We start from the raw sequence: 19,245 nt of genomic DNA, 5'->3' as shown, positions 1-19,245 counted from the left end.
CGTCTCCTGGAAGCTCCGATCTCCATTTGCCCGATGGCGCTCCCGATTGTGAAATCGGATGCAAGTGAAAAAAACTACCGGGCAATCAAAGCAGACATTTCTGGACTGTTTGCCGACTGGGGCGGAGTTTGGCGCGACGCTTGAACTTCAGCCGGAGCCCAAATGGCTTTACCATCCGATCCAGATTTCCACGCCCATGAAACACTTCGGCTGATCGGCCCTGATCCGCAGAACTGGGTGCCGGACCGGGAAGGCATCGACCACAATGTCTTCATCGTTGGCGGTGGGCAGACGGGGGCGACCTTTGCCTTCGCGTTGAGGCGTGCCGGCATCGGCAAGGTCACTGTCGTCGACGCGGCACCGGATGAAAGCAAGGCCGGCATCTGGCTCACTCATGCACGGATGAACCGGCTGCGAACGCCAAAGGGCTTGCCGGGGCCGGAACTCGGTCTGCCAGGCCTGAGCTTTCAGTCATGGTATGAAGCCTGCCATGGTGTGGAAGCCTATGCCGGTTTCGACCGCATCGCGCGGACGGATTGGGCGAGTTACCTGAAATGGTATCGCGACTTTCTCGGCATCGGCATTCGTTACGGCACACGTCTCATTCGCATCGAGCCGGCTGGCGGGCATTTTCGCCTCCACCTCGAAGCCGACGGCACGCCATCGGTCGAAACGGCGCGCAAGATCATTCTGGCCAATGGATTTGGCGGCAGCGGCGGTCCAGTGATACCGGCGGTACTTGCCGCCTTGCCGCAGGGCTTTGTCGCACACAGTTCTGCGGCAATCGATTTTGCCTCCCTCAACGGCAAGGCAATCGCTGTCGTCGGGTCCGCGGCTTCGGCATACGATGCGGCCGGGACGGCCCTCGAAGCGGGCGCCCAATCGGTGCGTCTCTTTGCCCGCCGCAACAGCATTGCCAGTGTGCCGATCAACCGCGTGCGCGGCTATCCCGGCGCCTATGACAATTATCCTCGGCTGCCCGATGCGGTGCGCTGGCGCCAGGCATTGCGCTTCCGCGAGGCCGGTTCAACGCCGCCGCTCGATGCGGTGGAGCGGGCGGTGCGGCACCAGAATTTTCATCTCCATCTCGGTACCCCCTGGACAAATGCGGATGTCGAAGACGGCAAGGTCGTCACCGATATCGCAGGCGAGACGTTTGCGTTCGACTTCGTCGTCGCCGGCACCGGCTATTTCGCCGACCCGACGCGCAAGCCTGAGTTCGCCGATTTCGCCGCCAACATCCGGCTATGGCGCGACCAGTACGCGCCGCCGGAAGCAGAGCTGGATGCATTTTTCGGCGCCCATCCTTATCTCGGCCTCGGCCATGAATTTCTCGAGAAGGCGCCGGGGGAGGCGCCATTCCTGAGGAATATCCATGTCTTCAATCCCGGCGGCTTTGTCAGTTTCGGCCTGCCGATCGGCGATGTGCCGTCGATCAGGCGCGATGTGCCGGCCGTTGTCGCGCGCATCAGCCGCGATCTCTTCCTCGCCGATCTCGACAGTCATGAGAGTCGCATAACCGGGAGCCATCCGGCCGAGTTCGGCGAAGACGCCTATGCCGCTTCCGTCTGGCGGCCGGCGCAGACCATCGCGGCGGAATAGACGCATTTCCATGGACAAACGCCGATGACCTTCAGCCCTGACCTTTCCGACCCGTTCGTCGCCACGGCGGTCGAACTGCGCGATATCTTCGATCGGGATGCCGTGGCGCGCGACAAGGCCGGCGGGCGGCCGGTCGAGCAAATCCGCCTGCTGAAGGAAAGCGGCCTGCCGTCGGCGCAGATACCCAAGCGCTATGGCGGCAAGGGCGCACCCTGGCTGTCGGTGCTGCGCGTCGTGCGCGAATTCGCCCGCACCGACGGCTCGCTCGCCCATCTCTACGGCTACCATCATCTGCCGCTCAACGGCGTGCTGTTTCGCGGGACCGAGGCGCAGAAGGACCGACTGCTGAAACGCTCGGCAAGGGAGAACTGGGTCTGGGGCAATTCCGGCAACGCCATGTCGAAGACGTCGACGGCGAGGCGCAACGGCAAGGGCTGGGTCCTCAGCGGCTTTCGGCCCTTTTCTTCCGGTTCGCACATCGCTGACTATATCCAGGTCGCCTGGGAGGACGGTCAGGACCGGCTGGCAGCCGCAATCCCGGCTGACCGTGAGGGCATCGTCATCGAGGACGACTGGGACGGCGTCGGACAGCGCCAGACGGGTTCCGGCAAGGTCACCTTCAAGGACGTGCATGTCGGTGATGACGAACTGATTGGCTCGCCCGCGGTGCCGCTGACGCCATTCCAGACGCTGACGTCACTGTTCCAGCAGGCGGTCCTGCTCAACCTGTTCGTCGGCAGCGCGCAAGGAGCGCTGAGCGAAGGCCGCGACTATACGGTCTCGCATTCGCGCCCCTGGGTCTATTCCGGCTATGAGAAACATACCGACGATCCGTTCGTGCAACGCAAATATGGCGACCTCTATATCCGCACGCTCGCCGCGGCCCAACTGGCCGATATAGCGGCATGCAGCCTCGATGCCGCCTATGGCCAGGGCGAGGCGTTGACCCTGGAGCAGCGCGGGCAGACGGCGATCGATCTCGCCACCGCCAATGTCTACGCCGGGCAAATCGGCCTCGATGCGTCGAGCGAGGTTTTCGAGGTGATGGGCGCCCGCTCAGCCACCAAGGCCAACGGCTACGACAGGTTCTGGCGCAACGTGCGCACGCACACGCTGCACAATCCGGCCGAATACAAGAAGCGCACCATCGGCACCTGGTTGCTCACCGGGGAATTGCCGGTCGGCGGATTGTATCGCTGAGGAGGCGCGGAACATGGCCAGCCGCAAGGACAAGCTCAAGCTTGGAGCCTTTCTTCTCTTCACCGGCCACCATGTCGCAGCCTGGCGCCACCCGGAGGCAGGAGAAGGGACCAGCCTCAACGACTATGTCGAGTTGGCCCGGCTGGCGGAAGCAGCCAAGTTCGACACGATCTTCTTCGCCGACGGCGTTGCGGCGCGGCTGAAGGATATGGAGGCCGCAAGGCGCATAGCGGCGTCTATCCGTTCGAGCCGATCACGCTGCTGTCGGCACTGTCGGCTATGACCAGGAACATCGGCCTCATCGCCACGGCGTCGACCAGTTTTTCCGATCCCTACAATCTGGCCCGCCAGTTCGCGTCGCTCGACCATCTGAGCGGCGGGCGGGCCGGCTGGAATCTGGTCAATTCGTCCGATCCGGAGGCAGCGTTCAATTTCGGTCACGAGACGCATATCCAGCATGGCGAGCGCTACGACCGCGCCGAGGAATTCGCCGATGTCGTGCTCGGCCTGTGGGATAGCTGGGAAGATGACGCCTTCCCGCGCGACAGAGCAATCGGGCGCTATTTCGACAAGGACAAACTGCATGTGCTGAACCACAAGGGCCAGCACTTCAAGGTGCGTGGTCCCCTGAACACGCCGCGAACGCCGCAAGGCCATCCGGTCGTGGTCCAGGCCGGGGCGTCGGGTCCGGGCAGAGAGCTGGCGGCTCGTACCGCGGAAGCGATTTTCGCCGCGCAGATCACGCTCGACGAAGCCACCGCCTTCTATGCCGACGTCAAGGGCAGGCTCGGCAAATATGGCCGCTCGGAGGATGACCTGAAAGTCCTGCCAGGCATTTTCCCGGTCGTCGGCCGCACCGAAGCCGAGGCGCGGGAGAAGTTCGAACAGCTCCAGGATCTCATCCAGCCGGAAGTCGGCCTCGGTCTGGTCTCGGCGCTGGCCGGCGGCTTCGACCTCAGCGCCTATCCGCTCGATGGGCCCGTGCCTGAATTGCCGGAGACCAATGCCGGCAAGAGCCGGCAAGCGCTGGTGATCGATCTGGCGCGGCGCGAGAAACTGACGATCCGGCAGCTCTATCTGCGCATCGCAGGCGCCCGCGGCCACTGGCAGGTGGTCGGCACGCCGCAACAGATCGCCGACACCATGGAAGAGCGGTTCGAGAATTACGGCGCCGACGGCTTCAACATCATGGCGCCGATCATGCCTGGCGGCTTGAAGGATTTCATCGAGCTGGTCGTGCCGGAACTTCGCCGCCGTGGCCTGTTCCGCGATGAGTACGAGGGCAGGACCTTGCGCGACAATCTCGGCCTGAAGCGGCCGGCAAACCGTTTTTCGCGGCATGCCGCGGCGGCTGCGGAATAGGCCGGCAATGGTGCGCGACACGCTCTTTCTCATTCAGCCGGGTTTCGCCGACCCAAAGCACCCCGGCCGAGCCTTCGTCTGTCCCTATTGCAACCAGGTCGAAGGGCTGCTCGCTGCCTTTCCCGATCTCGCCAGCAGACTAGACGTCGAACGCGTCCCGTTCGCAAGGCCGAGGGGCAAGGTGATCGACGCGCTCGGCGAACGGCACCAGTCGCTGCCGGTGCTGATCATCGGCAGCGATCCGCCCGCCGACTTGCCGACGGCCAAGGGCAAGGTCTTTGCCGATGACACCAGGCGCATTCTTGCACTGCTTGCCGAGCGCCACGGCTTCCCGCATCTGCATGAGTGAGACGATGACCTTCGATCCCGATACGTCCAATCCATGGATCGCCAAGGCGGTCGAGCTGCGCGACATCTTTGCCCGCGATGCGGTCGAGCGCGACCAGCTTGGCGGCAGGCCTACCGAACAGATCCGTCTGCTCAAGCAAAGCGGCCTGCTCACCATCGTGATCCCCAAGGAATTCGGCGGCGCCGGGGAACCCTATTCGACGGCGCTGAAGATCGGCCGCGAGTTCGCCAAGGTCGACGGCTCGATCGGCCATATCTACGGCTACCATTTCAGCGCGCTGATCGCCGCCAGGCTCAATTCGGACGAACCGCGCTCAGCCGATCTGCTACGGCGTTCGGCTGCCGGCGACTGGTTCTGGGGCAACACCGGCAACAGTTTTTCCAAAACGCTGTTCGGCCGCAAAGATGGCGAGTGGACGATCGTCAATGGCTTCAAACCCTTCGCCTCCGGCTCGCATGTCGCCGACTATCTTTCGACCTCGTGGGAAGACGAGGTCAGCGGCGAGAGGAAATTCGCGGCGATCCCCGCGAACCGCGAAGGCATCAGCGTTCTCGACGACTGGGACGGCATCGGCCAGACGCAGACCGGCAGCGGCAAGGTCGCCTACAAGGACGTCAGGATCCACGACAGCGAGTTGGTGCGCGGTTGGGTCGACGCGTCGTTGCCAATCCGCACCATCGGCCCGCTGCAGCAGCAGAGCGTGTTGCTCAATGTCTTTGTCGGCACGGCCCAGGGCGCGCTGCTGGCGGCGCGAGATTATACGCTCAACAGTTCGCGGCCGTGGATGTATTCCGGCGTCGAGCGTCATATCGACGATCCATGGATCAAGCGGCAGTATGGCGAGCTCTGGGTCAAGACGCGGGCGGCGACGGCGCTGGCCGATCGCGCGGCGGCGGCGATCGATCATGCGATCGCGCGCGGCAAGGCGCTGACCGAGCAAGAACGCGGCGAGGCGGCGGTTGCCGTCGCCGCGGCCAATGTGCTGGCAGGCGATGTCGCGCTCGAAGTCACGACCGAGATATTCGAGGTGATGGGTGCCCGCTCCGCAGTGCGCAAATACGGCTTCGACCGCTTCTGGCGCAATGCACGCATTCACACCTTGCACAACCCTGCCGAATACAAGACCCGCACCGTCGGCACCTGGTATCTGACCGGCGCCTATCCCGAGCCCGGCGTCTTTCGATGAGCGGCCGGCAGCTCCATCTCAACGTCAACATCCTGCATGCCGGCTTCTCGCCGGCGGCATGGCGGATGGACGGCGTCGACCCCTATGCCGCCTTCACCGTCGACCACTATGTGCAGGTCGCGAAGATCGCAGAGCGCGCAAAGCTCGACGCCGTATTCCTTGCCGACCAGGCGGCGATATCGGACCGCATTGACTATCGTCCGATCACGTCGCTGGAGCCGACCATCGTGCTGGCGACGGTAGCCGCCGCAACCGAGCGCATCGGCCTGATCGCCACCGCTTCAACCAGCTTCAACGAGCCCTACAATATCGCCAGGCGCTTCGCGACGCTCGACCATGTCAGCGGCGGACGCATCGGTTGGAACATCGTCACCACGGCCGATCCCGCCTCGGCCCGCAATTTCGGCCTCGACGGTGCCATCGATCATGGCCGGCGCTACGAGCGGGCGGCGGAATTCGCTGACATCGTCAAGGCATTGTGGGACAGCTGGGAGGACGATGCCTTCATCGGTGATGTCGCCAGCGGGCGCTTCGTCGATGCCACCAAGGTTCACGCCATCGACCACAAGGGCGCACATTTCTCGGTGCACGGGCCGCACAATGTGCCGCGTTCGCCGCAAGGGCATCCGGTGGTCGTCCAGGCCGGCGGGTCCGATGACGGCAAGGACCTCGCCGCCCGCCACGCCGAAGCCGTGTTTTCCGCATCGCTATCTTTCGAGGAAGCGCTCGGCTATGCGCGGGAACTTAAGGCGCGTGCCGTCGCCTATGGCCGCACCGGCGGCGTGCCGCTCAACCTCGCCGGCCTAGCCACCATCATCGGCAGCACAGAGGCGGAAGCGGAGCGGCGGCAAGAAGATCTGTGGGATCGCATTCCGCTCGACTACAGCCTTGGGCGGCTGTCCGGCGTGCTCGGCATCGACCGCGAGCGATTGAAGCTGGACGAGAAGTTGCCGGAAGGGATTCAACTGCCCCCCAACGGCGGCCACACCTTCTTCAAGGCCACGCTCGCGCTCGCCCGCAGCAATGATTTCACGGTTCGCCAGCTGATCCGGGCGCTGAACGGCAGCACTGGCCACCGCACCATCGTCGGCACGCCGGAGCAGATCGCCGACGATATCGAAAGATGGTTTGTCGCCGGCGCCGCCGACGGCTTCAACCTGATGCCGGACGTGCTGCCGACCGGACTGGAGGTCTTTGTCGATACGGTGGTGCCGATCCTGCGCCGGCGAGGGCTGTTCCGAACGGAATATGAAGGGCGCACGCTGCGCGACCATCTCGGCCTTGCCCGGCCCGAAAGCCGCTTTGCACCGCAGCCGAGCAAGGCGCCAGGGCTGCTAGGGGCAGCCCTTTGAATGATCATCAAAATACAACGGAGCGGAGGGTCCTGCCATTGACCTCCATGCCCGGCCAAAATACAGGCCCGACAATGAGCGCTGATACCGAGTTTCTTTGGTACATCCCGAACCAAGTCGATCCCGGTCACCGCGGCGAGCCGGCCGTCGAGGACCACAACAGCCTGGAGACGCTGACCAGCCACGCGAAGGCGCTTGAGGAACACGGCTGGAAGGGCGCGCTGATCGGTACCGGCTGGGGTCGGCCCGACACTTTTGCCGTCGCGGCCTCGCTCGCCGCGCGGACCACCTCCTTCGAGCCGCTCATCGCGATCCGCCCGGGGTACTGGCGGCCGGCGCACTTCGCATCCGCCGTAGCCACGCTCGACCAGCTGACCGCCGGTCGCGTGCGTATCAACATAGTGTCAGGCAAGGACAACCTCGCTGCGTATGGCGACAGCGAAGGAGAGCAGAACCATCGCTATGCCCGCACCGGAGAGTTCATGCGGCTGGTCCGCAGACTTTGGACCGAAGAGAACGTGACCTTTGCGGGCGAGCACTTCCAGGTCACCGGGTCTACCGTCATGCCCCGCATTCCTGTGCGTGGCGATCGTCGCCATCCGAAGCTCTATTTCGGCGGCGCGTCGGAGGCGGCCGAGCGGGTGTCGGCCAGCGAGGCGGATGTCCAGCTCTTCTGGGGCGAGCCGCTCGACGGCGTCCGGGAGCGGATCGAGCGGCTCAAAGCCTTGAGCAGCGAACTCGACCGAGACCTCCCGCCTCTGGAATTCGGGTTGCGGGTCACCACGCTGGTCCGCGACACCACTGGCCAGGCCTGGGCGGACGCCGAGGCGAAGGTCGAGGAGATGGCCAAGGGCCAAGGCGCCGGCTGGAACGATCACGGTCGGGCGGTAGCGGTGGGCCAGCAGCGTCTGCTTGATCTGCACGCGCGTGGCGAGGTGCTGGACGACAACCTCTATACTGCGCCGGGCAAATATGGCGGCGGCGGTGCCGGTACCACCTGGCTGGTCGGCTCGGCCGCCGACGTCGCCCACTCGCTCGGCAGGTACCGGGATCTGGGCATCACGCATTTCGTGCTCTCGGACACGCCGTACCTTTCCGAGATCAAGCGGCAAGGCGATCAGTTGCTTCCGCTATTGCACAATGGGGCCTAAGCCGCGCTTCTTGAACCGGCAAGGGCCGGCGAGGGAAGCCAGATTGCCAAGTAGGGAAGACGATGTCACAGCCGGCCGCCTTCAGCACCCGTCCGTCAGACGCCGACCTGCGTGGTGAAGCGGCGCTGCGGCGGCGTTACCGGGCGCCGCAACATACGCACACCGGAAACTGGAACGAAGCCCTCGAGGGATCCTTTCGCATCGCTCGGTCCGCAATTATCTCGCCAAGCCTTTGCCCGAAGGGACGCTGGAACTGATCGTCGCCGCCGCCCAGTCGGCGCCGACTTCTTCCAATCTCCAGGCGTGGAGCGTCATCGCAGTCGAGGATCCGGCGCGCAAGGCGCGGCTTGCCGGACTGGCGGCGATCAATCGCCATATCGAGCAGGCGCCGCTGCTGCTGGTCTGGCTGGCCGACCTGTCGCGGCTGCGCGCCATTGCCGAGGCAAACGGCCGGGAGGGCGAGGGGCTCGACTATCAGGAGAGTTTTCTGCTGGCCGTGATCGACGCCGCACTTGCCGCGCAGAATGCCGTGGTGGCGATCGATGCGCTCGGGCTCGGCTCCTGCTACATCGGCGCCATGCGCAATCATCCGCAGGAGGTGGCACGCGAACTCGGTCTGCCGCCGGAAACCGTGGCGGTGTTCGGCCTGACCGTCGGCTATCCCGATCTCCTGGCTGCGACTGACATCAAACCCAGACTGCCGCAGGCTGTGGTGCTGCACCGCGAGCGCTATCGATCAGAGCCCGATCCGGACGATCTTGCAGCCTACAACCAGAGGCTTCGTTCATTCCAGCAGGAGCAGGCGATGCCTGTGGTGGACTGGACAGAGTTGGTTTCGAACCGCATCGGCAGCAAAGCGGCGCTGAAAGGCCGTAATCACCTGGGCGAAGTGCTCAAAGCGCTGGGCTTCAAGCTCAAATAGGCGCGCGCCCTCGCGAGACCGCGGCGCGGCTATTCGGCCGCGATAATGGCGATGCGCGCCGGAAGCGCCGCCGGCGGTGGGAAGTCGAGAGCGCCGAGCTGGCGCGCCTCGGCCTTCAGCCAGGCATGAAAGCGCTCGACCGTCGCCAGCTTCGCCTTGTGCGGCGTCGTCGCGAAATAATAGGAAAACTCGACCGGCTGCGGCGAGCCGAATGGGCTGACCAGACGCCCCGCGGCAAGGTCGGGTTCGGCCAGCCGAAATTTGCCAAGACCGATGCCCTTGCCGGCAGCAGCGGCGTCGAGAACCAGCGAGGACTGGCTAAGCCGTATGCCGCCCTCGACAAGCCGGCCGGACAGGTCGTTGGATCTCAGCCAGCCCTTCCAGTCAGGGCAGCTTGGATCGCGTTCCGGACCGTCCTCATGCAGGATCGGTGCGTCACGCAGCCCCTCCGGCCCGCGATAGAGACCGTGCATGCGAGCAAATTCCGGGCTGCAGACGGGCAGCACCGCCTCCGAAAAAAGCCGTTCCGTCAGCAGGCCGCTATAGGCGCCCGACCCGTAGCGGATGACGCAGTCGACGTCTTCGCTGGCAAAGTCGGCAAGCCTGGTCGATGCGTCGACCAGCACTTCTAGGCCGGGTACCGCGTCGCGCAGTGCGTCGAGGCGCGGGATCAGCCATTTGCTGGCGAAGGAGGGCGCGACCGACACCTTGATCGGCGCATCCTCCTCGTCGCCGGAAATCCGCGCGACCGACTCGACAACGACGTCGAAAGCCTCGGTGAGGCCGGGCATCAGCGCCTGGCCGGCCGACGTCAGCAGAAGCTCGCCGCGGTTGCGGTGGAACAATGGTTGTCCGAGATGATCCTCGAGCAGGCGGATCTGCTGGCCGATGGCGGCAGGCGTCACATGGAGTTCTTCGGCCGCCCGCGTAAAGCTCAGGTGGCGGGCGGTTGCGACAAAAGCGCGAAGCGACGTCAGCGGCGGAAGCCTCGCCAGCGTCGGCCGCAGCTTCCTTGATTTTGCGCGAATGAGATCGACCATGGAGCGCATTCAACACGTTCAGGCCGGGCGCGACGAGGGCGGGCTTTGCGCCAAAGCACGCGGCGGAAAATTTCGTTTGCCGCAGCGTTGCCTCAGCGGGAACGGAAATCTAAAAAATCGTAATGTCTACAATTCTTGTAGAAATAAGATCGGAGCGCTGATTTGGGCGTCGAGCAGCTTTGCCAGATCCTGGAATGAAACGGTCGTGCGAAGCGGTGCTTTCGGCAGACGATAGAAAATCATTCTTCCGGTTTTGCGGCGTGGCAGAGATCATCGCGTCGAGGCGCCGGAGTGTGTTCGGCCGCCGGATGCCATCGAAGCCGTTTTCCGGAGCTCAAGGCCATGTCTGTCAATCGTCGTCATTTCAACCAGCTGCTGTTGCTTGGCGGTGCGAGCTTCGCATTGCCCGGGGTTTCTTTCGCTGCCGAAGGAACGCCGGTCCAGGGTGGCACGCTCAACTGGGCCTACTATCCCGACCCCACGTCGCTGATTGCAATCAACACCTCGTCGGGCACCGGCCAGGCGATCGGTCCCAAGGTGAATGAAGGTCTGCTTGATTTCGCCTATAACCTCAGCCCGAAACCGCTGCTGGCGACGGAGTGGTCGATCAGCGATGACGGCCTGCGCTACACCTTCACGCTGCGCGAGGGCGTCAAATGGCATGACGGCAAGGACTTCACGTCGGAAGACGTTGCCTTCACCATCTTCCGGCTGAAGGAGGCGCATCCGCGCGGCCGCATCACCTACCAAAACGTGACCGCGGTCGAGACGCCCGATCCGCACACCGCAATCATCGTGCTTTCAAAGCCGGCGCCCTATCTGATCACGGCACTGAGCAGCTCGGAATCACCGATTGTGCCGAAGCACGTCTACGAAACGTTCAAGCCGGCGGAACAGCCGAAGCTCGAACAGACGATCGGCACCGGTCCCTTCATTCTCAAGGAATGGGTGCCCGGCAGCCATCTGATCTTCGACCGCAATCCGGACTATTGGGACGCGCCTCGGCCCTACCTCGACCGCATCGTCCTGCACGTCATCCTCGACCCGGCCGCGCGTTCGGCGGCTCTTGAAACCGGCGAGATCGATATCGGCGCCAATCCCGTGCCGCTGGCCGACATCGAACGGCTGAAGGCAAACCCCGCTCTGGTCGTCGACACCAACACCTACGCCTATTCCGGCCCACAGCAGCAATTGTTCTTCAACTACGAGAACGAAATCCTGACCAAGCGCTATGTGCGCCTTGCCATCGCCCACGCAATCGACCTGCAGAAGCTGGTCGACATCGCGCTCTACGGTTATGCGCAGGTATCGCCGAGCCCGATCAGCACGGCGCTGCCCAAATGGTATGACCCCAGCATCAAGGCGCGCGAGCCCGATACCAAACTGGCGGAGAAGCTGCTCGACGACGCCGGCTATCCGCGTGGCGCCGATGGGACGCGCTTCAAGCTCCGGCTTGCCTACAACGCGTTCCTGCCGGCGTCCTATGCCGATTTCATCAAGCAGTCGTTGGCGACGGTCGGCATCGATGCCGAGATCCTCAAGCTTGACCTGTCGACGTTCCTGAAGACCGTCTACACCGACCGCGCCTGGGACCTGGTGGTCGAGTCGCTGTCGAACACCTTCGATCCGACGCTCGGCGTCCAGCGCGCCTACTGGTCGAAGAACTTCAAGATCGGCCTCGTCTTCTCCAACGCTAGCCACTATGCAAACGCCGAGGTCGACCAGATCCTCGAAGCCGCGGCAATCGAGCCCGACGAGACCAAGCGGCGCGAGCTCTGGTACAAATTCCAGCACATCATCCATGACGACGTGGTGTCGGTCGATCTGGTCGCCGCCGGCGCCCAGATTGTCGCCAACAAGAAGGTCCGGGATTTTGCGCCCGGCGCTCAGGGGATCAACAACAGCTTCGCGCAGATATGGCTCGCGCCAAACACCTAAGCGTTCTGCAAGCCCTCTGGTTGGGACCGGCGCGTGAAAACGACGATCCCGACTTTTCTCCATGAAAGATAAATCGCGCCAATTCGGAGTACCGACCATGACCATCAACCGACGCCTGTTCAATCAGTTCTTGCTGCTGGCCGGCGCGAGTGCCGCACTTCCCGCCGGGGCCTTCGCAGAAGACGCAAAGCCGGTGGCCGGAGGCACGCTCAACTTCGTCTACTATCCCGAGCCCAACCAGATCGTTTCCATCAACACCAGCGCCGGCGGACCGGCCACCATCGGTCCGAAGATTTTCGACGGCCTGCTCGCCTACGACTACGATCTCAATCCGCGACCGCAACTGGCCGCCGAATGGTCGATCAGCGACGACGGGCTCGAATACGTCTTCAAGCTGCGCCAGGGGGTGAAGTTCAGCGATGGCCATGATTTGACCTCCGAGGACGTGGCCTTTTCTATCTCCCGGCTGCGCGAAGCGCATCCGCGCGGGCGCATCACCTTCCAGAACGTCACCGACATTGACACGTCGGACCCGCATATCGTGAAGATCAAATTGTCGAAGCCGTCCGCCGCCCTGATTTCGGGGCTGGCCGCGACGGAATCGCCTGTCGTGCCCAAACACATCTACGAGAATCTGAAGCCGGCCGACGATCCGTCCTTCGAGCAGATCATCGGCAGCGGGCCGTTTGTGCTGAAGGAATGGGTAAAGGGCAGCCACATCCTCGTCGAAAAGAATCCGACCTATTGGGATGCGCCTAAACCCTATCTCGACCGGATCATTTTCCGCTTCATCACCGATCCGGGCGCGCGCGCCGCGGCGCTCGAAACGGGCGAGGTCGACATCGGACCGAACCCGGTGGCCTTCGCCGATCTGGAGCGGTTCAAGGCGCTGCCGCAATTCGTCGTCGATAGCACGGTCTTCGCCTATAGCGGCCCGCTGCACCAGCTGATCATCAACCTCGAAAACCCGATCCTGAAGGAGAAGAAGGTCCGTCAGGCAATCGCGCATGCGATCGACCTCGACGCGGTCAACGCCATCGTGTTTTACGGCTATGGGCAGGTGTCGCCGACGCCGATCAGCGTCGTCAACAAGAAGTATTTCGATCCCGATGTGAAAGCCGCGACCGTCGATACGGCGCTGTCGGAGAAACTGCTCGACGAGGCCGGCTTCAAGCGGGGAGCGGACGGCATCCGCTTCAAACTCAGGCTCACCAACAACCCGTATAACCCGTGGGGCTATGCCGACTTCCTCAAGCAGGCCTTGGCGAAGATCGGCATCGACGCCGAGATCCAGAAATTCGACTTCGGCACCTATGTCAAAACCATCTACACCGACCGGAGGTGGGACCTGTCGACAGAATCCTGCGGCAATATCTTCGATCCGAGTGCCGGCGCGCAGCGGCTCTACTGGTCGAAGAACATCAAGATCGGGCTGCCGTTCTCAAACGGGGCGCACTATGAAAACCCGGAGGTCGACCGGCTGCTGGAAGCCGCTTCCGTTGAACTCGACGAGGCCAAGCGCAAGCAGCTCTTCTTCAAGTTCCAGGAGATCATCGCCGACGAGTTGCCGATCATCAATCTGATTGCGCCGCCGACCATCATCATCGCCCGCAAAACCGTCAAGAACTACGCACCGGGTGCCGAAGGCCTGTCGGCCAGTTTCGCCGACGCCTATATCGATCCGAACGCCTGACCCTGCAGGGCAATCGGAATGAGAAAGGGCTGCATCTCGATGCGGCCCCTTTTTGTGTTTCTGTCGCCTTGATGTGCAGCATGCTCAGGCCAGAGCACGCAGCCTTGGGCTGGCCTTGACCAGAAGGTCGGCAAGGGCGATGGCCTGAGCCAGCTGTTCGCCGATGGAACTCGATTCCCAGGCAACGCCGCGCAGCGGATGGCCGACGGCAAACAGATCGCCGTGGGTCCTGCCGTTACGGGAAATTACCTGACCTTCGCGCGTGGCATCGATGCCGAAGCTGGTCGCATGCGGCCTAACGATGCCGTTCTCGAGCAGGCTTTGGACGAATGGATCGGCGATCCGCCGCCAGTCGTGCTCCTGATGGCCGCGGCAGTTGACGACGCCGTCGAAGCGCAGCCGTTCGACCGCGCCGCTATCACGCCAGCGGATTTCAGCAACGATGCCATTTGCCTGCGGATGGAGTGCCAGCACCCGTCCCGCTCGACCCGTCCAACGGCCTTGGCTTCGCGCCAGTGCCACGCGCTCAAAGCTCGGTGGCGCCGCACGGTGCGCGGTGACATCCCAGAAGGCGCGCAGATGGCGTGCGAACTTCAAGCGCTCCCTGTCGGTGGCGCCTTGCCACAAGGCCAGGATCCACGGCCGGATCGTCAGTGGCAGCCCTTGCCAGTCCAGGCCGGTGGTTTCGATTGCCCGGCGTTCGGCCTTGACCAGTGCGAGAAGCGCCCTGGTGGTTTTCGGCAGCGGCCGCCCGGTGAGGAAATCGCGCCACGCTTCCGCGTTGCGCCGAGGTTCGACGATCTGTCCGCGCCGCGACACGACGCGATAACCGCCCTTGAAGCCGCGCGCTTCCATGCTGGCGACGACGTCGACCATGCTGAGGCTGGAGCCGATCAGCAGCAGTTCCTTGCTGCCGGCGAGCCGATCGAGCGCCGCCGAATCCCAGGGATTGGCGACATAACGGGGATCGCTGACGACGGCTGCTTCCGTGGTGGACGGCTGGCTCTGGAACACCCCGGTTGCCAGCACGGCCTCATCGGCCAGCAATTGCTGGCCGTCGCCGGTGCCGACGCATACCCCTGACGGGCCGGTCAGCATGTCGACGGCGGATGCCTTGATGTGGCGCAGCGACGAACGCCCGTCTGCTTCTCTGATCGCTCTCGTCAGTTCGGACTGGACATAGCTGCCGATCAGCCAGCGCGGCGGGCTTGAGTCCGGGACATCCTCGGGCGGTGTCCAGCCGTGCTCCGGCCCATTCGCCATAAGCCAGCGAACGAGGTGATCGGGATCGTCCGGATGCAGCGAGAAGATGCGCGCCGCGCCGTTGACGAGGTGTTGTGGATCGACGGTGCTATAGGCAACGCCGCGACCGAGCTCGGCCCGGCGCTCGATGATGGTGATTGCCAGCGGCTCAGTTGAACGGTCGAGCAGCTTGATCGCGGTAACCGCGCCGGCAAAGCCGCCGCCAACGATGATGATTGAACGCGGGATCGAGCGTAGCGGGGAGGAAGGGGTATGAAGCATCAAGAACCTTTGCGACGCCGGTGGTCGTGGCTCTAGCCCATCGCCCGGCAACGACCATCGTGCTTTCCCGTAACCCGATGTCAAAAAACAATAATTGCCAGCTGGCGAAAGGCATTCTTTCACTCAGCGGGTTTGGCAGGCGCTAGATAGGAACGCCCTTTGCGACCAGCCCGAGAACCGCTGATGACTGAAAATCGAAAGATAAGGCTTGGAGCCTTTGTTCGCGGACCGGGCCATCATGTCGCTGCCTGGCGCCATCCCGATGTGCCTGCCAATCCGGGCCTGAGCTTTCAGCACTATGCGGACGCCGCGCGCACTGCCGAGCGTGGCCTGTTCGACATGGTGTTTCTGGCCGACAGTCTCAGCGCGCGCAATGGCGAGCAGCCGATCGAGACCTTCGAGCGCACCGGCCATGTCGTGCATTTCGAGCCGCTGACGCTTTTGTCGGCGCTCTCGACCATCACGCAAGGGATCGGGCTCGTTGCGACCGCCTCGACCACCTATTGGGAGCCGTTCCACTTGGCGCGGCTGTTCGCTTCGATCGATCATCTCAGCGGCGGCAGGACAGGCTGGAATGTCGTCACCTCAGCCGATGCGCCGGCGGCGGCGAATTTCAGCCTCGACCAGCATCCCGTTCATGCCGACCGTTACGCCCGCGCCGAGGAATTCGTCGCTGTCGCGCAGAAGCTTTGGGACAGCTGGGACGACGATGCCTTCGTCGCCGACAAGGCTTCGGGGATCGCCATCGACCGGCGCGGCATCCACGCCCCGGACCATGCCGGCCGGCATTTCCGCGTCAAGGGACCGCTCAACGTCGCTCGCCCACCGCAGGGCCATCCCGTCATCGTCCAGGCCGGTTCGTCCGATGCCGGTCAGCACTTGGCGGCGCGGACGGCGGAGGTGGTTTTCACCGCCCACCAGACCATCGAATCGGCGCGCGGCTTTTACGGCGAACTGAAAGGCCGGCTGGGCTCGTTTGGCCGCTCCGCCGACAGCTTGAAGATCATGCCCGGTGTCTTCCCGGTCGTCGCGCCGACGCGCACGGAGGCCGAGGACAAGTTCGATGCGATCCAGCGCCTGGTCGATCCTGTGGTTGGTGTGGCGCTGGTTTCAGGATTGCTCGGCGGTGTCGATCTTTCCGGCCATTCACTCGACGGACCGTTGCCGGAACTGGGCAGTTCCGATGCCGTGAAGAGCCGCCTGAAAGTCGTTTCCGAATTGGCCGCGAGCCGGAACCTGACCATCCGCCAATTGTATCTCGCCGTTGCCGGCGCGCGCGGCCATTTCCAGATCGTCGGCACGCCAAAGGATGTGGCCGACATGATGGAGGAGTGGTTCGCCGGTGGCGCGGCGGACGGCTTCAACGTCATGCCGCCGATCCTGCCGACGGGCCTCACCGATTTTGTCGACCTCGTCATTCCGGAGCTGCAGCGGCGGCGTCTGTTCCGGACTGCTTACGAAGGCGGGACGTTGCGCGAGAACCTCGGCCTTGCGCGTCCGATCCGTGGCGCCGCTGAACAGCAAGAGAGGAAAGCATCATGAGCGACAGGACGATCGATTCGAAAATGTTTCGCCAATGGCTGGCGGATGGCGAAGAACTGGCGGTGCTAGACATTCGCGACAGCGCGACTGTCGGATACGCATCGCCGCTGTTCGCCACCAACCTGCCCGCGGCTCAGGTCGAGGCCGAGATCGACCGCTTCATCCCGCGCAAAACGGTGCGCACCGTGCTGGCGGACGACGGCAGCGGCGTTGCCGAGCAACTTGTCGAACGGCTGGCCCAGCGCGGCCGCAACCAGCTTTTCGCACTTGCCGGTGGAATTCCGGAATGGACGCAAAGCGGCGTTGAAGGCCTGCCGACCTTCGATACGCCGGGCGTCGATTTTTCGCTGGCGATCCGCGACGAGAAGGGGACCCCGGTCATCGGCGTTGAAGAGCTCGCGGTGCTCAGAGGCCCAGGCGCCGACGTGGTGGTGCTCGACAGCCGCACGGTGGCTGAGTTCGAAAAGGACCATGTGCCGGGCGCCATCAGCGTGCCGGGCGCCGAGCTGGTGCTGCGCTTCGCCGACCTGGTGCCGTCACCGGAGACGCAGGTTGTCGTCTCCTGCGCCGGCCTGCCGCGCGCCATCATCGGGGCGCAGACACTGATCGATGCCGGCGTGCCCAACCGGGTCGCCTATCTGCACGACGGCACCAAGGCATGGCGCGAGACCGGTCTTGCACTCGAAACCGGCAAGACCGCAATCTATGGTCCGGCAAGCGAGGATGCCAAGCGTTTCGCCGGGGAGCACATCGCAAAGCTTGCCGAAGGCGACAGCTTTCCCCGCATCAATGCGGCCACGGCCGCGAACTGGGCGAAGGACGAAAAGCGGACGACTTACCTGCTCGATGTGCGCACACCGGAGGAATTCGCGGCAAGCCACATTCCGGGCTCGATCGCGTCGGAGGGCGGCCAGTTGCTGGGCGTCGCCTATCGCACCATCGCCGTGCGTGGCGCCCGCGTCGTGCTGATTGACGATCTGCTCGGCGTCCGCGCGGCGACAACGGCGCACTGGCTACAGCGCCGCGGCTTCGAGATCGCCATCCTCCTGCATGACTTCCAGTCGGCCAGCCTGGTTGAAGCGGCGTAGAGGAAGAACTGTCGGGTGATTTTGGAGGCCGCTATTCGGCGGCTTCCTTTTGACGGCGGCGGCCTGAGAGGACATTCTTCTGCATCGCCGTCAGTGAAGAGCGCACTGCATTGCCGCCGTGTTCCAGCATCTTCGCCTCATAATCCGACAAGGCTTCGACAAGCGGCTTCTCGCCGCGTCTGGCGGACACAAGCTCCGGCACCAGCAGCCCGGCGTCGTAGATCGCAGTGTTGCCGCCGAGTGCGCGGAAATAGGTCATGGCGTGGATGGCGTCGCCAAGCAGTGTCACTCGTTTCGTCGGCCAGGGATCGACAGGCTCTGAGCTGTGGACATGCAGCAGCGCCACCGTCGACGGGTCGGTGTAGCGAACGAGGTTGAGGATCTCCGGATGCCAGTGGCCGATCTTCGAGATCAGCAGGTCCAGCAGCTCTGAACCGGCGAGCTTTGCCAGCGCGTCATCCGTGGCGATCTCGTCCTGCTCGTATGCGGTGTTCCACCAGACATAGCTGGTGGTGTTGTTGAAATGGAACCCGGAAATATCCTTGTGGGTGTCGTCGTCCAGCCCGATCAGTCCATGCTTTCGAAATGCCTCGACATTGACCCGGTGGCTGGTGACCATCAGCCCATGACCTTCCGTCGGTCTGACGCCGGCATTGTAGTCGAGCAGCAGCGGCGAGATCTGGTGTAGGGCTGCGGCATGCAGCGTCATCTTGCCGGCCAGGCGCCTGACGCCGGTGTCGAAGCTTCGCGCATGCGGCACCAGTTGATGGCGCACGCGCGAGCGGGCGCCGTCGGCACCGACCAGCACGTCGGCATGGATTGTCGAGCCATCCTCGAAATGCGCTACTACCGAGCCATCAGGCTGCTCCCAGTAGCGGGAGAAGACCTTGCCGTAGCGCACGATGCCGTCGAGGCCGGACAACAGCACCTGGCGCAGCGTGATACGGCTCACCGACTTTTCGAAATGCGTGTCGTCGGTCTCGCCGAGCGCGTTGCCGCCGCCCCAGGCATCCTCGCCCAAGGTCTCGAAATTCTCGTCGAGCAGGATGTTGCGATCTGGCGCCTGGCCGAGCGTGGCGACAAAAGCCTCGTAGAGGTCCGGCGGCAAGTTGGCGATCAGCGAATCGATGCCACGCTGGCGGATGCGCAAACGAAAACCCTGGACATAGTCGGTGCGAGCGCGATCCTTCTCGAAGACCGCGACGCTGATGCCGTTCTTCTTCAGGCCTTGCGCCAGTGTCAGGCCACCGGGGCCTCCGCCGATGATGACGACGTCGACATGTTCCGTTGTCATGG

General features: G+C 63.8%; 14 protein-coding genes and 1 pseudogene. 12 read left to right on the top strand and 3 right to left on the bottom strand.

The genetic code is table 11. The annotated features are described in order from the left end of the window. Positions 1 to 162 precede the first annotated feature (162 nt). The 8 genes and pseudogenes from NKJ23_RS30880 (at position 163) to NKJ23_RS30845 (ending at position 9,124) form a co-directional block, all read left to right on the top strand. Positions 163 to 1,602 (top strand): FAD-dependent oxidoreductase, encoded by a 1,440-nt coding sequence (locus NKJ23_RS30880; protein WP_352684480.1) that lies wholly within the window; start codon positions 163 to 165, stop codon positions 1,600 to 1,602. A 24-nt stretch (positions 1,603 to 1,626) separates the two neighbouring features. Beyond that, positions 1,627 to 2,802: an acyl-CoA dehydrogenase family protein gene (locus NKJ23_RS30875; protein WP_352684478.1), complete on the top strand. Its 1,176-nt coding sequence runs from the start codon at positions 1,627 to 1,629 to the stop codon at positions 2,800 to 2,802. Positions 2,803 to 2,815: 13 nt separating this feature from the next. Further along, positions 2,816 to 4,164: pseudogene (locus tag NKJ23_RS30870) on the top strand (LLM class flavin-dependent oxidoreductase). Positions 4,165 to 4,171: 7 nt separating this feature from the next. Next, a complete protein-coding gene (locus NKJ23_RS30865; protein ID WP_352684476.1) occupies positions 4,172 to 4,513 on the top strand; it encodes a DUF3088 domain-containing protein in 342 nt (113 codons plus the stop codon). 4 nt (positions 4,514 to 4,517) lie between these two features. Then, entirely contained in the window at positions 4,518 to 5,699 is a 1,182-nt protein-coding gene (locus tag NKJ23_RS30860; protein ID WP_352684473.1) for an acyl-CoA dehydrogenase family protein, read from the top strand. After that, the gene (locus NKJ23_RS30855) at positions 5,696 to 7,051 is read left to right on the top strand and encodes an LLM class flavin-dependent oxidoreductase (RefSeq protein WP_352684471.1); all 1,356 of its coding nucleotides are present in this window, start codon (positions 5,696 to 5,698) and stop codon (positions 7,049 to 7,051) included. The genes NKJ23_RS30860 and NKJ23_RS30855 overlap by 4 nt, the downstream gene beginning before the upstream one ends. Positions 7,052 to 7,125: 74 nt before the next feature. Next, positions 7,126 to 8,202 carry an LLM class flavin-dependent oxidoreductase gene (locus NKJ23_RS30850; RefSeq protein WP_352684469.1) on the top strand — a complete coding sequence of 359 codons (1,077 nt, stop codon included), beginning with the start codon at positions 7,126 to 7,128 and terminating at the stop codon, positions 8,200 to 8,202. Between the two features lie 232 nt (positions 8,203 to 8,434). Next, on the top strand, positions 8,435 to 9,124 hold the full coding sequence (locus tag NKJ23_RS30845; RefSeq protein ID WP_352684467.1) for an NADPH-dependent oxidoreductase: 690 nt from the start codon (positions 8,435 to 8,437) through the stop codon (positions 9,122 to 9,124). Between the two features lie 29 nt (positions 9,125 to 9,153). On the opposite strand, the gene gcvA is transcribed toward NKJ23_RS30845, so the two are convergent. Then, complete coding sequence (gene gcvA, locus NKJ23_RS30840) at positions 9,154 to 10,164, bottom strand: transcriptional regulator GcvA (protein ID WP_352684466.1); 1,011 nt, start codon at positions 10,162 to 10,164, stop codon at positions 9,154 to 9,156. A gap of 342 nt (positions 10,165 to 10,506) precedes the next feature. On the opposite strand from gcvA, the gene NKJ23_RS30835 reads away from it, so the two are divergent. Together NKJ23_RS30835 and NKJ23_RS30830 are read left to right on the top strand one after the other, a co-directional pair. Next, positions 10,507 to 12,102: an ABC transporter substrate-binding protein gene (locus tag NKJ23_RS30835; protein WP_352684464.1), complete on the top strand. Its 1,596-nt coding sequence runs from the start codon at positions 10,507 to 10,509 to the stop codon at positions 12,100 to 12,102. 97 nt (positions 12,103 to 12,199) lie between these two features. Then, positions 12,200 to 13,795: an ABC transporter substrate-binding protein gene (locus NKJ23_RS30830; RefSeq protein ID WP_352684462.1), complete on the top strand. Its 1,596-nt coding sequence runs from the start codon at positions 12,200 to 12,202 to the stop codon at positions 13,793 to 13,795. 84 nt (positions 13,796 to 13,879) lie between these two features. Here NKJ23_RS30830 and NKJ23_RS30825 read toward each other — a convergent pair whose 3' ends face one another. After that, positions 13,880 to 15,319, bottom strand: coding sequence for an FAD/NAD(P)-binding protein (locus NKJ23_RS30825; protein ID WP_352684460.1), 1,440 nt, complete (start codon positions 15,317 to 15,319; stop codon positions 13,880 to 13,882). Between the two features lie 180 nt (positions 15,320 to 15,499). Between NKJ23_RS30825 and NKJ23_RS30820 the strand changes: the two genes are divergently transcribed. Together NKJ23_RS30820 and NKJ23_RS30815 are read left to right on the top strand one after the other, a co-directional pair. Further along, positions 15,500 to 16,861, top strand: coding sequence for an LLM class flavin-dependent oxidoreductase (locus NKJ23_RS30820; RefSeq protein ID WP_352684487.1), 1,362 nt, complete (start codon positions 15,500 to 15,502; stop codon positions 16,859 to 16,861). Further along, complete coding sequence (locus NKJ23_RS30815) at positions 16,858 to 17,949, top strand: rhodanese-like domain-containing protein (RefSeq protein ID WP_352684458.1); 1,092 nt, start codon at positions 16,858 to 16,860, stop codon at positions 17,947 to 17,949. The genes NKJ23_RS30820 and NKJ23_RS30815 overlap by 4 nt, the downstream gene beginning before the upstream one ends. Before the next feature lie 31 nt (positions 17,950 to 17,980). Here NKJ23_RS30815 and NKJ23_RS30810 read toward each other — a convergent pair whose 3' ends face one another. Continuing rightward, positions 17,981 to 19,243: an FAD-dependent oxidoreductase gene (locus NKJ23_RS30810; protein ID WP_352684456.1), complete on the bottom strand. Its 1,263-nt coding sequence runs from the start codon at positions 19,241 to 19,243 to the stop codon at positions 17,981 to 17,983. Positions 19,244 to 19,245: the final 2 nt, after the last annotated feature.

It is taken from the genome of Mesorhizobium sp. M0184, from assembly GCF_040322215.1.
GTDB lineage: Bacteria > Pseudomonadota > Alphaproteobacteria > Rhizobiales > Rhizobiaceae > Mesorhizobium.
This window is presented reverse-complemented; position numbering and strand designations above follow the sequence as displayed.

Excerpts from the sequence above, each read along its gene's own strand:
- NKJ23_RS30880 (WP_352684480.1), top strand. The coding sequence starts at position 163 with ATGGCTTTACCATCCGATCCAGATTTCCACGCCCATGAAACACTTCGG.
- NKJ23_RS30875 (WP_352684478.1), top strand. The coding sequence starts at position 1,627 with ATGACCTTCAGCCCTGACCTTTCCGACCCGTTCGTCGCCACGGCGGTC.
- NKJ23_RS30865 (WP_352684476.1), top strand. The coding sequence starts at position 4,172 with ATGGTGCGCGACACGCTCTTTCTCATTCAGCCGGGTTTCGCCGACCCA.
- NKJ23_RS30860 (WP_352684473.1), top strand. The coding sequence starts at position 4,518 with ATGACCTTCGATCCCGATACGTCCAATCCATGGATCGCCAAGGCGGTC.
- NKJ23_RS30855 (WP_352684471.1), top strand. The coding sequence starts at position 5,696 with ATGAGCGGCCGGCAGCTCCATCTCAACGTCAACATCCTGCATGCCGGC.
- NKJ23_RS30850 (WP_352684469.1), top strand. The coding sequence starts at position 7,126 with ATGAGCGCTGATACCGAGTTTCTTTGGTACATCCCGAACCAAGTCGAT.
- gcvA (WP_352684466.1), bottom strand. The coding sequence starts at position 10,164 with ATGGTCGATCTCATTCGCGCAAAATCAAGGAAGCTGCGGCCGACGCTG.
- NKJ23_RS30835 (WP_352684464.1), top strand. The coding sequence starts at position 10,507 with ATGTCTGTCAATCGTCGTCATTTCAACCAGCTGCTGTTGCTTGGCGGT.
- NKJ23_RS30830 (WP_352684462.1), top strand. The coding sequence starts at position 12,200 with ATGACCATCAACCGACGCCTGTTCAATCAGTTCTTGCTGCTGGCCGGC.
- NKJ23_RS30825 (WP_352684460.1), bottom strand. The coding sequence starts at position 15,319 with ATGCTTCATACCCCTTCCTCCCCGCTACGCTCGATCCCGCGTTCAATC.
- NKJ23_RS30815 (WP_352684458.1), top strand. The coding sequence starts at position 16,858 with ATGAGCGACAGGACGATCGATTCGAAAATGTTTCGCCAATGGCTGGCG.
- NKJ23_RS30810 (WP_352684456.1), bottom strand. The coding sequence starts at position 19,243 with ATGACAACGGAACATGTCGACGTCGTCATCATCGGCGGAGGCCCCGGT.